The organism is Streptomyces sp. NPDC002935 (assembly GCF_040611295.1).
Classification (GTDB): domain Bacteria; phylum Actinomycetota; class Actinomycetes; order Streptomycetales; family Streptomycetaceae; genus Streptomyces.
This window is the reverse complement of record NZ_JBEXNW010000008.1, coordinates 70816-85235: the sequence shown is the minus strand read 5'-3', so window position 1 is coordinate 85235 and position 14420 is coordinate 70816. Positions and strand designations below refer to the sequence as shown.

General features: G+C 69.7%; 10 protein-coding genes. 7 read left to right on the top strand and 3 right to left on the bottom strand.

Features of this window, described 5'->3' with window-relative positions; genetic code table 11:
* Positions 1-56: 56 nt before the first annotated feature.
* On the bottom strand, positions 57-1352 hold the full coding sequence (locus tag ABZX90_RS12975) for a VCBS repeat-containing protein (RefSeq protein WP_355204294.1): 1296 nt from the start codon (positions 1350-1352) through the stop codon (positions 57-59).
* Between the two features lie 143 nt (positions 1353-1495).
* Complete coding sequence (locus ABZX90_RS12970) at positions 1496-3787, bottom strand: (Fe-S)-binding protein (RefSeq protein ID WP_355204291.1); 2292 nt, start codon at positions 3785-3787, stop codon at positions 1496-1498.
* A gap of 266 nt (positions 3788-4053) precedes the next feature.
* On the opposite strand from ABZX90_RS12970, the gene ABZX90_RS12965 reads away from it, so the two are divergent.
* The 5 genes from ABZX90_RS12965 to ABZX90_RS12945 all read left to right on the top strand — a co-directional run bounded on the left by ABZX90_RS12965 (position 4054) and on the right by ABZX90_RS12945 (position 9498).
* Positions 4054-5169 (top strand): MraY family glycosyltransferase, encoded by a 1116-nt coding sequence (locus ABZX90_RS12965; protein ID WP_351128973.1) that lies wholly within the window; start codon positions 4054-4056, stop codon positions 5167-5169.
* Positions 5170-5316: 147 nt separating this feature from the next.
* Positions 5317-7161, top strand: a complete 1845-nt coding sequence (dnaK, locus tag ABZX90_RS12960) for a molecular chaperone DnaK (protein WP_351128976.1) — start codon at positions 5317-5319, stop codon at positions 7159-7161.
* Entirely contained in the window at positions 7158-7817 is a 660-nt protein-coding gene (gene grpE, locus ABZX90_RS12955) for a nucleotide exchange factor GrpE (RefSeq protein ID WP_351128978.1), read from the top strand. The genes dnaK and grpE overlap by 4 nt, the downstream gene beginning before the upstream one ends.
* A 33-nt stretch (positions 7818-7850) precedes the next feature.
* Positions 7851-9038: a molecular chaperone DnaJ gene (gene dnaJ / locus ABZX90_RS12950; RefSeq protein ID WP_351128980.1), complete on the top strand. Its 1188-nt coding sequence runs from the start codon at positions 7851-7853 to the stop codon at positions 9036-9038.
* Between the two features lie 7 nt (positions 9039-9045).
* Positions 9046-9498, top strand: coding sequence for a helix-turn-helix domain-containing protein (locus tag ABZX90_RS12945; protein WP_351128983.1), 453 nt, complete (start codon positions 9046-9048; stop codon positions 9496-9498).
* 69 nt (positions 9499-9567) lie between these two features.
* Here the strand turns inward: ABZX90_RS12945 and ABZX90_RS12940 are convergent, their stop codons facing one another.
* The gene (locus ABZX90_RS12940) at positions 9568-11991 is read right to left on the bottom strand and encodes a PA14 domain-containing protein (protein ID WP_355204285.1); all 2424 of its coding nucleotides are present in this window, start codon (positions 11989-11991) and stop codon (positions 9568-9570) included.
* A 324-nt stretch (positions 11992-12315) separates the two neighbouring features.
* Here ABZX90_RS12940 and ABZX90_RS12935 point away from each other — a divergent pair, with 324 nt between their 5' ends.
* Together ABZX90_RS12935 and ABZX90_RS12930 are read left to right on the top strand one after the other, a co-directional pair.
* Positions 12316-13398: a substrate-binding domain-containing protein gene (locus ABZX90_RS12935; protein WP_351128988.1), complete on the top strand. Its 1083-nt coding sequence runs from the start codon at positions 12316-12318 to the stop codon at positions 13396-13398.
* 281 nt (positions 13399-13679) lie between these two features.
* Entirely contained in the window at positions 13680-14336 is a 657-nt protein-coding gene (locus ABZX90_RS12930) for a M15 family metallopeptidase (RefSeq protein ID WP_355204282.1), read from the top strand.
* Positions 14337-14420 lie beyond the last annotated feature (84 nt).

The following is a 14420-nucleotide window of genomic DNA, read 5'->3' as shown; positions in this document are numbered from 1 at the left end:
CGACGACGGCGGCCTGCCCGCCTCGGTCGGGAAACTCGTCGACAAGTCCTGATCCGTCAGGTCCTGGGCAGGAACGCGGCGGTGGAGAAGGTGACGTCGGGCGCGGCGGCCACCGGCCCACCCTTCTCGCCCGGGTACACCGCGACCGTGTCCCGTGTCTCGCCCCGGAACGTCCGCACCACCAGGTCGGCCCGTCCGTCCCCGGTGAAGTCGGCGACGGCCAGGACGCGGGTGGTGCCCTCGGCGGGCGGTTTCACGGTCACCGTGCCGGTCGCGGACAGTCCGCCCGTACGGCCCCGCAGGACACGCAACTCCGATCCGCTGGAGACGAGTTCGCTCAGCCCGTCGCCGTCGAAGTCGCCCGCGTCGAGGGCCGATCCCGGAGTCGCGACGGTCCCGCGGGCGGCGCCGGGGAGGTCGTAGCGCAGAGACGTTCCGCCCATCGAGCCGACGGCCGCGTCGAGTGCCTTGCCCCGGCCGAAGCGGCCGAACGCCACGTCGATGCCGGCCGGCAGGGTGGTCCCGGTACGGGTGGGGCCCGCCGGGCCGCCGAGGACGACGGCGGAGGTGGTCGCGCCGTCGGCCGCCGTACGGACGAGGAGGTCGTCGTAGCCGTCACGGTTGACGTCGACGGCGGGCCCGGTCGGCACGTTGCCCGGTGAGGCGAGCGGCTTCCCCGCGGCGCGCGGGGTGCCCATACGGCTGAACGGGCCGCGCAGATAGCTCAGTTCACCGTTGGAGGCGTGCACGACGAGGTCCTGCGCGCCGTCGCCGTCGAAGTCGCCGCAGACCGGCTGGTCGGGCCAGTCGTTGCCGAAACGTGCCTGCGCGGGGATGGCGAGCCGCACCGCCTTCCCCTTCAGGCCGGTGGGGGACCCGAAGAGGATCTGGAGGGGGACCGGGGGTTGTCCCTGTCCGTCGTAGGGCGGGTCGGTCGACACGACGAGATCCGTGAAGCCGTCCTTGTCCAGATCGCAGCTCTCCTCCGCGTCGAAGAGGGCGGGGAGTTCGCCCTCGGTCGCGGCGGCCTGCTTCCGCGGATCGAGCAACTGCCGTGCGCCGGGCGTGAGTCCGCGCGCGCCGCCGTAGACGATCCCGATGCCCGCGTCGTCGGCGTGGCTCTGTTCCTTGACCAGGTCGTCGATCACCAGGTCGCGGTGTCCGTCGCCGTTGAAGTCGTCGGCGACCTTGCTGCCCCTGCCGTGCGGGACGGGGAGCTGGGCGGGGGCGTCGGCGACCCGTACGGGTGTGTGCCGGGGGGCTCCGGCGTCGGCGGTGGGGCCGCAGGCGGCGAGGAGGAGGACGCAGCCGAGAGCCGTCGCCTTATGTGTCCCGCGTATTCGCCCGCGCACCGCTCACCTCGTCAGCCCCGTTGAAAACGACTGAGTAATGATGCACGCGTTCGAGTTACAACGACACCCCCGTGCTCCGGAGAGCACGGGGGTGTCGGTCGTACCGATCGGACCGGGCCGGTCGGCGGGGTCGGTCGTGGCTGCTACTTCACCGGCTCCGGCTCTGGCTCGTTCTCCGACTCGGCGGCGCCCGCCGGGGGTTCGTCGTCGACCGGGGTCTTGACGGAGTCGAGGAGGAGCTGGGCGACGTCGACGACCTGGATGGACTCCTTGGCCTTGCCGTCGTTCTTCTTGCCGTTGACCGAGTCGGTCAGCATGACGAGGCAGAACGGGCAGGCGGTGGAGACGATGTCCGGGTTCAGCGAGAGAGCCTCGTCGACACGCTCGTTGTTGATGCGCTTGCCGATCCGCTCCTCCATCCACATCCGCGCGCCACCGGCGCCGCAGCAGAAGCCGCGTTCCTTGTGGCGGTGCATCTCCTGCTGGCGCAGGCCCGGGACGGCGGACATGATCTCGCGCGGGGGCGTGTAGATCTTGTTGTGGCGGCCCAGGTAGCAGGGGTCGTGGTAGGTGATGAGGCCCTCGACCGGGGTCACCGGGAACAGCTTGCCCTCGTCGATGAGGTGCTGGAGCAGCTGGGTGTGGTGGATGACCTCGTAGTCGCCGCCGATCTGCGGGTACTCGTTGCCGATCGTGTTGAGGCAGTGCGGGCAGGTGGCGACGATCTTCTTCGCCGTCCGCGGCTTCTTCGACTCGGCGGTGACGTTGCCCTCGTCGTCGAGCTCCTCGCCGAACGCCATGTTCAGCGCGGCGACGTTCTCCATGCCGAGCTCCTGGAACAGGGGCTCGTTGCCGAGGCGGCGGGCGGAGTCACCGGTGCACTTCTCGTCGCCGCCCATGATCGCGAACTTGACGCCCGCCATGTGCAGCAGCTCCGCGAAGGCCTTGGTGGTCTTCTTGGCGCGGTCCTCCAGGGCGCCGGCGCAGCCGACCCAGTACAGGTACTCGACCTCGGTCAGGTCCTCGATGTCGCGGCCGACGACGGGGATCTCGAAGTCGACCTCCTTGGTCCACTCGAGGCGCTGCTTCTTGGCGAGACCCCAGGGGTTGCCCTTCTTCTCCAGGTTCTTGAGCATCGTGCCCGCCTCGGACGGGAACGCGCTCTCGATCATCACCTGGTAGCGGCGCATGTCGACGATGTGGTCGATGTGCTCGATGTCGACCGGGCACTGCTCGACACAGGCGCCGCAGGTGGTGCAGGACCACAGGACGTCCGGGTCGATGACGCCGTTCTCTTCCGCGGTGCCGATCAGCGGGCGCTCGGCCTCGGCGAGGGCGGCCGCGGGGACGTCCTTGAGCTGCTCCTCGGACGCCTTCTCCTCGCCCTCCATGGTCTTGCCGCCGCCGGCCAGCAGGTACGGGGCCTTGGCGTGCGCGTGGTCGCGCAGCGACATGATGAGGAGCTTGGGGGAGAGGGGCTTGCCGGTGTTCCAGGCGGGGCACTGCGACTGGCAGCGGCCGCACTCGGTGCAGGTGGAGAAGTCGAGCAGGCCCTTCCAGGAGAACTGCTCGACCTGGGAGACACCGAAGACGTCGTCCTCACCGGGGTCGGTGAAGTCGATGGCCTTGCCGCCGCTGGTCATCGGGAGCAGCTCGCCGAGGGCGGTCTCACCCTTGGCGTTGCGCTTGAACCAGATGTTGGGGAAAGCGAGGAAGCGGTGCCAGGCGACACCCATGTTGGTGTTCAGGCCGACCGTGATCGCCCAGGTCATGGTGACGCCGAGCTTGATCATGGCGGTCAGGTAGACCAGGTTCTGCAGCGTTCCGAGGCTCAGGCCCTTGAAGGCGGCGACCAGGGGGTACGAGGCCCAGTACGCGGCCTCGTAGTGGTCGACACCGTGGATCGCGCCCTCCAGGCCGCGCAGGGTCATGATCGCGAGGCCGATGACGAGGATCACGGCCTCGACGAAGTACGCCTGGCCCGTCTTGGAGCCGGCGAAGCGTGACTTGCGGCCCGGCTTGGACGGCCGGTTCAGCTGCCGGACGGCGATCAGCACGAGGATGCCGAGCGTCGTGAACAGCGCGATGAACTCGGTGTACAGCTCGTACGGGAGCCAGCCGCCGAGCACCGGCAGCGTCCAGTCGGCCTTGAACAGCTGACCGTAGGCCGTGACGATCGTCAGGCCGAGGGTCAGGAAGCCGACGGCCACGAACCAGTGCGCGACGCCGATGATCCCCCACCGGTTCATACGGGTGTGGCCGACGAACTCCTTGGCCAGCGTGACGCTGCGGGCCTTCCAGTCGTCGGTGCGGCTGCCGGCGGGTACGGCCTGGCCGAGCTTGATGAACCGGTAGATCTGCGCGACTGCCCGTGCGATCAGCGCGACGCCGACCACGGTCAGGACCAGCGACACAATGATCGCGGCGAGTTGCATTCGGGGGCTCCTCGGGCCTGCGAGGTGTTGCTTCGAGAGTGACCTCGAAGGTGATTACTAAGCGGTAACTTATGCAGTCCGTCTGAGACTACCCACTTCTTCCGCCGCACTGTAGCCAGAGGTGCGGTGATCTGCGTCGCTGAGGGAAGCCTGACCGGCCCCGCCCGGGCGGGCGGAAGGGCGGTGTCGCCCTGGGGCGACCGGGACACGTAAAGCCGATCGTGTTATTCGCACAATACTGTGACAATTACCCCTAAATTAGCGATGTGCTGTACGGAATCTCGGCCGCCACCGCCGCTCTGCTCCTCACCGCCGCGCTCGCCGCGCTGCTGCGGTCGTTCTCCCTGCGCTTCGGTGTGGCCGACGGGACGGGGCTGCCCTCGCGCCGGGCCAGACCGCGAGCGCCGGGGCGGGGACGGCCGGTTCCGCCGCTGGGCGGGGTGGCCGTGGTCGGCGGGACGGCGTTCGTCGGCTGGGCCGGGAACTGGACGGGTGTCGCCCCGCTCGGGCCGGAGGCCGGACGGCTGCTGGCCGCCGGGATCGTGGTCGCCCTGCTCGGGCTGGCCGCCGATCTGCTGCCCGTGCCGCCGGTGGTGTGCGTCGTCGGTGTCGCCGTCGCCGCGGCGCTGACCGTCCCCCAGGACGAACTCGGCGTGCCGGGAGCCGTGCTGGCCGTCGCCTGGATCGTCTTCGTCACGCAGGCCTTCCGCTCGCTCGATCACGCCGACGGGGTGATGGGGACGGTCGGCGTCATCACCGCGTTCGCGCTCAGCGGGTGCGCGGCCGCCGAGGTCATGGACGGGCTCGCCGCGCTGCTCAGCGTGCTGGCCGCCGCGCTCACCGGCTTCCTGATGCACGGATGGCCGCCCGCCCGGATCGCGCCGGGGCGGTGCGGGTCGCTGTTCGCCGGATTCGTGCTGGCGGCGGCGGTCGTGCAGGTGCACGCGGAGCGGCCCGCCGGGCCCGGGTTCGGTGCCGGGTTCGCGCTGACGGCCGTGGCCAGTGCCGACGCCGTCCTGGTCCTCGTGTCGCGGCGGCGGGCCGGGCGGCCGCTGCTGCGGTCCGCGCCGGACCATCTGGTGCACCGGCTGCGGCGGGCGGGGCTGACCCGGCAGGGGGTCATGGTCGTGATGGGGCTCGCCGCGTTCGCGGGTGCGCTGGTGGGGCTGCTCATCGATCTGGGGTGGCTGGGGGCGGGAGCCGCCTGGTGGGTGGCCGGCGTCGTGGCGCTGGTCGCCGTAGCGGGGGCCGTCCGTCCGGGGCCCCGCCCGCGCCGTCCCCATCCGCATGCGATCCCCGCCCCCGGGGGACCCGTCCCGAGAGCCTCGCACCGGCCGGGACGGCCTCGGCGTACCCCCTCGGATGCGGTGAAGGTTCCCTGACTCTGCGAGAAAACCGCAGGTCAGAAGCTGCCTGCGTGTAAGGAACGGATAAGAGTTGAGCCCCTGCGGCTCAGGTCTGTTGACCGAGCGGCGGACGTCGTGCACACTTGAGCCCGTTCCACTCAAGTCATTGCTGGAGGAATCGAAATGGCACGTGCGGTCGGCATCGACCTGGGCACGACTAACTCAGTCGTCAGCGTTCTGGAGGGCGGCGAGCCCACCGTCATCACCAACGCCGAGGGCGCCAGGACCACGCCGTCCGTCGTCGCCTTCGCGAAGAACGGTGAGGTGCTCGTCGGCGAGGTCGCCAAGCGCCAGGCGGTCACGAACGTGGACCGGACCATCCGTTCCGTGAAGCGTCACATGGGCACGGACTGGAAGATCGAACTCGACGGGAAGAGCTTCAACCCGCAGCAGATGAGCGCCTTCATCCTGCAGAAGCTGAAGCGCGACGCGGAGGCGTACCTGGGCGAGAAGGTGGCCGACGCGGTCATCACCGTCCCGGCGTACTTCAACGACTCCGAGCGTCAGGCGACGAAGGAGGCCGGCGAGATCGCGGGCCTGAACGTCCTGCGCATCGTCAACGAGCCCACCGCCGCAGCGCTGGCGTACGGCCTCGACAAGGACGACCAGACGATCCTCGTCTTCGACCTCGGCGGCGGCACCTTCGACGTGTCCCTGCTGGAGATCGGCGACGGCGTCGTCGAGGTGAAGGCCACCAACGGTGACAACCACCTCGGTGGTGACGACTGGGACCAGCGGGTCATGGACTACCTGGTCAAGCAGTTCCAGGCCGGTCACGGCGTGGACCTGTCCAAGGACAAGATGGCCCTCCAGCGCCTCCGCGAGGCCGCCGAGAAGGCCAAGATCGAGCTGTCCTCGTCCACCGAGACCTCGATCAACCTGCCCTACATCACGGCGTCCGCCGAGGGCCCGCTGCACTTGGACGAGAAGCTCACGCGCGCCCAGTTCCAGCAGCTGACCGCCGACCTTCTGGAGCGCTGCAAGACGCCGTTCCACAACGTCATCAAGGACGCCGGTATCCAGCTGTCCGAGATCGACCACGTCGTTCTCGTCGGTGGCTCCACCCGTATGCCCGCCGTCGCCGAGCTCGTCAAGGAGCTGACCGGTGGCAACGAGGCCAACAAGGGTGTGAACCCGGACGAGGTCGTCGCCATCGGCGCCGCCCTTCAGGCCGGTGTCCTCAAGGGCGAGGTCAAGGACGTCCTGCTCCTCGACGTGACCCCGCTGTCCCTCGGTATCGAGACCAAGGGAGGGATCATGACGAAGCTCATCGAGCGCAACACCACGATCCCGACCAAGCGGTCCGAGATCTTCACGACGGCCGAGGACAACCAGCCGTCCGTGCAGATCCAGGTCTACCAGGGCGAGCGCGAGATCGCGGCGTACAACAAGAAGCTCGGAATGTTCGAGCTGACCGGTCTGCCGCCGGCCCCGCGTGGTGTCCCGCAGATCGAGGTCGCCTTCGACATCGACGCCAACGGCATCATGCACGTGACCGCGAAGGACCTCGGCACGGGCAAGGAGCAGAAGATGACCGTCACCGGCGGCTCCTCGCTGCCGAGGGACGAGGTCGACCGGATGCGCCAGGAGGCCGAGAAGTACGCGGACGAGGACCACGCCCGCCGCGAGGCCGCCGAGACCCGCAACCAGGGCGAGCAGCTCGTCTACCAGACGGAGAAGTTCCTCAAGGACAACGAGGACAAGGTCCCCGGTGACGTCAAGACCGAGGTCGAGGCGTCCGTCGAGGAGCTGAAGGCCGCGCTCAAGGGCGAGGAGACCGCCGAGATCCGCACCGCCACCGAGAAGGTCGCCGCGGTCTCGCAGAAGCTGGGCCAGGCCATGTACGCCGACGCCCAGGCCGCGCAGGCCGCGGGCGGCGACGCTCCCGGTGCCGAGGCCCCGAGGGCCGACGACGACGTCGTCGACGCCGAGATTGTCGACGAGGACCGCCGGGACGGTGCCGCGTGACGGAGGAGACCCCGGGCTTCGAAGAGCAGCCCGACGTCCCTTCCGGCGCCACCTCTGACGACGCCGAGCCGCAGTCCGCCACCCCCTCTGCGGAGGGGGCGGCGGCCCCGGACGGGGACGCAGCAGCACAGTTGGTCGGCCTGACGGCCCAGCTGGACCAGGCACGCACGGCAGTCACCGAGCGCACCGCGGACCTCCAGCGGCTCCAGGCCGAGTTCCAGAACTACCGCCGCCGTGTCGAGCGCGACCGGATCGCGGTCAAGGAGGTCGCCGTGGCGAACCTCCTGACCGAACTCCTGCCCGTACTCGACGACATCGGCCGCGCGCGGGATCACGGCGAGCTCGTCGGCGGATTCAAGTCCGTCGCCGAGTCCCTCGAAACCGTCGCGGCGAAGATGGGGCTCCAGCAGTTCGGCAAGGAGGGCGAGCCCTTCGACCCGATGATCCACGAGGCCCTGATGCACTCGTACGCGCCCGACGTCACCGAGACGACGTGCGTGGCGATTCTGCAGCCGGGGTATCGCTTCGGCGAGCGCACCATCCGCCCCGCGCGGGTGGCTGTCGCCGAGCCGCAGCCCGGGGCGCAGACGGTCAAGGCCGAGGAGTCGGCCGAGGCGGTCGAGGACAAGGAGAGCGGTGGCCCGGACGAGGGCTGAGCTTGAACGGATAGGGAAGGAGGGACGTCGGGGATGAGCACCAAGGACTTCATCGAGAAGGACTTCTACAAGGTCCTCGGCGTCCCCAAGGACGCCACCGAGGCCGAGATCAAGAAGGCGTACCGGAAGCTCGCCCGCGAGTTCCACCCGGACGCCAACAAGGGCAACGCCAAGGCCGAGGAGCGCTTCAAGGAGATCTCCGAGGCGAACGACGTGCTCGGCGATCCCAAGAAGCGCAAGGAGTACGACGAGGCACGCGCCCTCTTCGGCAACGGCGGCTTCCGGCCCGGGCCCGGCGCGGGCGGCGGCAACTTCAACTTCGACCTGGGCGACCTCTTCGGAGGTGCTCCCCAGGGCGGAGGCGCGGGAGGAGCCGGCGGCTTCGGCGGCGGCATCGGGGACGTCTTCGGGGGTCTGTTCAACCGGGGCGGCGCCACCACGGGGACGCGGACGCAGCCCCGGCGCGGCCAGGACATCGACACCGAGGTCACGCTGTCCTTCACGGAGGCGGTGGACGGCGCGACCGTTCCGCTGCGCATGACCTCACAGCAGCCGTGCAAGGCCTGCTCCGGCACCGGCGACAAGAACGGCACACCGCGGGTGTGCCCGACCTGTGTCGGCACCGGCCAGGTGGCGCGGGGCTCCGGCGGCGGGTTCTCGCTGACGGACCCGTGCCCGGACTGCAAGGGCCGCGGCCTGACGGCCGAGCACCCCTGCATGGAGTGCAAGGGCAGCGGCCGCGCCAAGTCGTCCCGCACGATGCAGGTCCGCATCCCGGCGGGGGTCACCGACGGGCAGCGGATCCGGCTGCGCGGCAAGGGCGGTCCCGGCGAACGGGGCGGCCCGTTCGGCGACCTCTATGTCACCGTCCATGTGGACGCCCACCCGGTCTTCGGCCGCAAGGGCGACAACCTCACCGTCACCGTGCCCGTCACCTTCACGGAGGCGGCGCTCGGCGGCGAGGTGAAGGTGCCGACGCTGGGCGGACCACCGGTGACCCTGAAGGTGCCGCCGGGCACGCCCAACGGACGCACCATGCGCGCCAGGGGCAGGGGCGCGGTCCGCAAGGACGGCACCCGGGGCGACCTCCTCGTCACCGTGGAGGTGGCGGTCCCGCAGGACGTGTCGGGCAAGGCTCGTGACGCTCTCGAGGCGTATCGCGAGGCGACCGCGGGTGAGGATCCGCGGGCGGAGCTGTTCCAGGCCGCGAAGGGAGCGTGACGGAGCCATGGACACGACCGGTCGTCGACGCAATCCGTACGAACTGACCGAGGAGACACCGGTCTACGTCATCTCGGTGGCGGCCCAGCTCTCCGGACTGCACCCGCAGACCCTGCGTCAGTACGACCGGCTCGGCCTGGTCTCTCCCGACCGCACGGCCGGCCGGGGCCGCCGTTACTCGGCCCGCGACATCGAACTGCTGCGCACCGTCCAGCAGTTGTCGCAGGACGAGGGCATCAACCTGGCCGGCATCAAGCGCATCATCGAGCTGGAGAACCAGGTCGCCGCGCTTCAGTCCCGCGTCGCGGAGCTGGAGTCGGCCCTGGACGGCGCCGCGGCCGCCATGCGGCAGCGCGAGGCCGCCGTGCACGCCTCCTACCGCCGGGACCTGGTCCCGTACCAGGAGGTCCAGCAGACGAGCGCCCTGGTGGTATGGCGCCCCAAGCGGACGTCCGAGTAGTTCCCACACTCACCCGAAGGGGCCCGCCGGTTCACCCGAACCGCCGGGCCCCTTCGGTTTGGGTCCGGATCAGAGCCAGTCGTCCCAGATGCCGTAAGCCTGCTGCTTCACGACCTCCTCCTTGCCCGACGGGTCGATGTAGACGGCCCGGTAGTAGTACAGCCCCAGCCGGTCCTCGTTCACGGTGGTGTCCATGTGGGTCTTCGGGGTGGTCACCTTGCCCGTGGCGAACGTGGTCCAGACGCCGGCGGCCGCGTCCCACTTCTCCCAGCGGTAGTCCGTGTAGTCGCCGCACGGCATGTCGTAGACGGTCTCGCCGCAGCGGACGATCAGCTCCGGGTACTGGTCCTCGCGGAGGTCGGTCCCGGTCCAGCCCGGCGGGCGGGTGTCCGGCAGGGTGACGGAGACTTCGGCGGGGTGGTAGGCCTCCGGGCCGGCGTCCTCGTCCACCAGGCCGGACCCGTCCGTGGCGGCCACTTTGTAGACGTGGGTGGCGCCGTCGGGCACGGTGGGGCAGAGGATCTCGGTGTCGGCCAGCGAGGTGCTCCTCCAGCAGTTCCTCGCCCACCGGGTCTCGCCGGTCTCCGGGTCGGTGACCCCCTGCCAGACCTTGTAGTCGGTGACGTCGTCGTCGGCGGGCGGCGTCCAGGTCAGGCGAACACCGAGCGGGAGCTGCTCCGCCGTCAGGTTCCCGACAGGAGCGGGGCGTTCGGTGTCCGGCGTGGTGGCCGTGGCGGCCGGGCCGGGCTGCGACGCGTGCCCGTAGGGGTCGACGGTGACGATCCGGTACTCGTACGTCGTCTCGGAGGCGCCGGAGATGTCCCAGCAGGTGCCTCGGACGACCTTGCGGCCCGCGTAGGACGGGGCGCGGTCATCGGCCCACGACCAGGACGTCGTCGGGGGTCGCAGCGTGTCGTCGAACATGATGTTCGGCTTGCAGAGATCCACGGTGGTGCTCTGCCCGGTGGCCGGGTCGGTGCGGACGATCCTGTACGTGAGGAGCGGTCCCCCGTCGAAGACCCACGGGTCGGCGCTCGTCCACTCGATCATCACCCCCTCGTCGAACCGGTTCGCGGTGGTCTCGTACGCGGGGATGGCTTCGGGCCGGTCGGCCATCGCCAGGGTGATCTCCGCCGGGGCGGCGGCGTTGCCCTTGCCGTCCACCGAGCGCACCGCGTACCGGTAGCTGTCGGAGACCGTGACCAGTTGGCGCGGCACGACGTCGGTCCGTGTGGTGGAGCCGCCGCCGGACAGGGCGTCGGAGTAGCCGCCGCTCGACGGGTCGTACTGGAGGACCTGGTACGAGGAGGCCCCGGAGACCGGGGACCACACCAGATGGGGAACGCCCGACCGGTACTCGACGCGGACGCCGGAGACGGGCTCCGGTGGCGTCAGGTCGGAGGTGGTGAACGTGGTGGCGGCCGAGTACACGGACCAGTTCCCGGCGGCGTCGCGGGCCCGTCCCCGGTAGGTGACCTTGCTGCCGTCGGCCCGGTACCCGGTGTCGCAGATCGCGCCCTTGGTCCCGGTGTACACGGTGGTCCACGCACCGGTGGCCGGATTCAGCCGCTGCATCTCGTACTGCGCGATGTCGGCCGCGTTCGCCGCTGTGGTGACGAGTTCCGGCGCCGCGTAAGGCTGATCGCCGGGGCAGCTGTCCATCTCGACGAACGGTGCCGCGGGCGGGGTTCTGTCGACGGTGGTGACGCCCTGGTCCGCCGTGCCGGTGGACGCGTTGCCCGCCTTGTCGTAGGCGCGGACCTCGTAGTAGTAGGTCACGCCGGTCACCGGGAGGGTCGTGTCGGTGTACGAGGTGGCGGTCGTCGTGGTCAGCCGTGTCCAGGTGGTGCTGCCCTTGAGGCGGCGGTAGACGCGGTAGCCCGCGAGGTCCATCTCCTGGTTCTTCGACCAGGAGACCTTGGCCTTGCCCGTGGCGGTGTCGTACGAGGCCGAGGAACCCGTCGGCACCAGTGGCCTGATCTTGTCGGTCGTGGCGGAAGTGACGGGTTTGTAGGCGAAGGTGACGTTTGCGTTGCCCGTCCAATTCGCGTAATCGATCCGCAGCGTGTGCTTTCCGGACGGAATGGTGAGGTTGACCGTTTTCGACTGGGTGGTCGACACGTTTTTCCAGAGGTCGACCTTGCGCACGTCGTCCAGATATACCCGTATTCCGTCCTGCGTCGTGGCGGGGAGGGTGAAGGGGCCGCCCGAACCGAAGTCACGGGTCACCGTCCAGCGGACGCCGAAGTTGTCGGCGGGCAGACCCGACGCGGGCGCGCCGGAACCCCAGTTCTGGTCGATCGCGGAATCGCAGTCCGTCTTCTTCGGTGTGCCCGAGAATGTGGTGTTCGCATAGAACTGCCGCTTATAAACGGGCGATGTGCAGTTCGTCACGGCGGAGGCGGCTGTGCCGGCCGCGGTCAGCAGTCCGCCCGCGGTGGCGAGCACGAGGGCCGAGGAGAGGAAGCCCGTCGTGCCGGTGGCTCTGTTCATGCGTTCCTTCTGGTCTGCCCGATCGTCAACGGCGGTTAAAAAACCGTTGACGATCACGACTCCCGGGAGCGGGAGTTGGTTGTACGGGTGAATGACAGAAGGTGAAGCTGAGGGGATTGCTCGAAGGTTGGGCGTAGTCTCTTCCCGTCGTGTTCACTTGTGGAACACGAAACGCCGTTGCCATCTCGTTAAGTGGTTACTCCTTGACGCTGAGGTGATCGCCGCGTTGGCTTTCAGCCACCTGGGTCGCAATGCTGCAACCTCGCCCGGAAGGCACCTGATGTGAACACTCGTAACACCGGCCTCCGCCGTACCGTCATATCCGTGGCGTCGTCCGCCATGGCCATCACCCTCGCCGGCTGCGGCGTGGGCGGGATCGGCGGGAGCGACACCAAGGCCAGCCCCACGAAGGGCGACGACATCACGGTGGGCCTGCTCCTTCCGGAGAAGGAGAACACCCGTTACGAGAAGTTCGACTACCCGATCATCGCGGAGCAGGTGAAGAAGCTCACCGAGGGCAAGGGCAAGGTCGCCTATGCCAACGCCGAGCAGGACGCGGCCAAGCAGCTCCGCCAGCTCCAGCAGATGGTGGACGACAAGGTCGACGTCATCCTGGTGGATGCGGTGGACTCGGTGACCATCGCGAAGGGCGTGCGCAAGGCCAAGGACGCCGGTATCCCGGTCATCGCCTACGACCGTCTGGCGCAGGGCCCGATCGACGCGTACATCTCCTTCGACAACGAGCTGGTCGGCGAGGTGCAGGGCAAGGCCCTGGTCGCCGAGCTGGGCGCCGGCTCGGCGACGAAGAAGATCATCATGATGAACGGCTCGCCGACGGACCCGAACGCGGCCCAGTTCAAGGCCGGCGCTCTCGCCGAGCTCAAGGACAAGGTGATCATCGCCAGCACGTACGACACCAAGGACTGGAACCCGGTCAACGCCAAGGCCAACATGGAGCAGGCGATCCAGAAGGTCGGCCTGAGCAACATCGCCGGTGTCTACTCCGCCAACGACGGCATCGCGGGCGCTGTCATCGACACCCTCAAGAGCGCGGGCGTCGACAAGGTGCCGCCGGTCACCGGCCAGGACTCCGAGCTCATCGCCGTACAGCGGATCATCAAGGGCGACCAGTTCATGAGCGTGTACAAGTCGTACCCGCAGGAGGCCAACGCCGCCGCCGAGATGGCGGTCGCCCGGGTCCAGGGCCGTTCGATCGAGTTCGACGCGCTCACCCGCGACAAGGTCAGCAGCCCGACCGACAAGGACATCCCGGCCCAGCTCGTGCCCGTCGTGGACCTCACCACGGCCAACATCGACGACACGGTCATCCAGGACAGCATCTACACCGTCAAGCAGATCTGCACGACGCCCTACAAGGCGGCCTGCAACGCGCTCGGTCTCAAGTAGGGCATACGCCGAACCGTCTCGGGGTCGAGACGGTGGGCAGGGCGGGCCCGTCCGGCCCCGGGTGCGTGCCGTGAGCGCGCGCCCGGAGCCGCTCCGGCGCCCGCCGGCCGGCGGCCGGCGTGAAGAAACGGCTCCCCGCCGTCGTGACGGGCGGCGAGGAGCCCTTCCGGGGAGCTGGACGGCGGTCTGACCGCACAGCATCCGCCCGCCCCGGCCGGGCACGCACCCGGCCGTCCCGGCGCGCCCTGTGGCCGTACACGTCGATGCGGCATGATCGCCGCATGCCCAGGATCGTGCTGATGTCCGACCCGAAGATCGCCGCGATTCCCGTCGTGGACTGCGGCGAGCGGCTCCTCGACGTACGGGCGAAGGCGCCCTTCCCGCTCGACGCCCGCAGAAGCGACGACTCGGGGGCGTACGCGCATCTGCGCGAAGGCGTGCTGAACCGGCTCGTGGCGGCGGGGGACCTGCTGCCGGACGGTGTCCGGCTGCTGTTCGTCGAGGGCTACCGCCCGCCCTCGCTCCAGCGCCTCTACTTCGACCGCTACACCGCCGGACTCCGCGCGGAGCACCCCGAGTGGGACGCCGGGCGCCTGCGGGACGCGGCGAGCCGTTACGTGTCCCCGCCGGAGATCGCCCCGCACAGCGCGGGTGCCGCCGTCGACCTCACCCTCGTCGGCGCCGACGGCCGGGAGCTGGACATGGGCACGCCGGTGAACGCGAACCCCGAGGAGAGCGACGGCGCCTGCTTCACCGCCGCGGACGGCATCAGCGGGACGGCACGCGCCCACCGCGGGCTCCTCGCCGACGCGCTGACCGCCGCGGGTCTCGTCAACTACCCCACGGAGTGGTGGCACTGGTCGTACGGGGACCGCTACTGGGCGCTCGCCACGGGTGCCGGTCAGGCGATCTACGGGCCTCGCGAACTCCACGGGTGAGCCCGGCGGCTTCGACCGGTCTCACCCGCCGGACGTCCGGGGGACACCCCCGTCAGCTTGTTGCAACGGGCGCGGCAGGGGTCG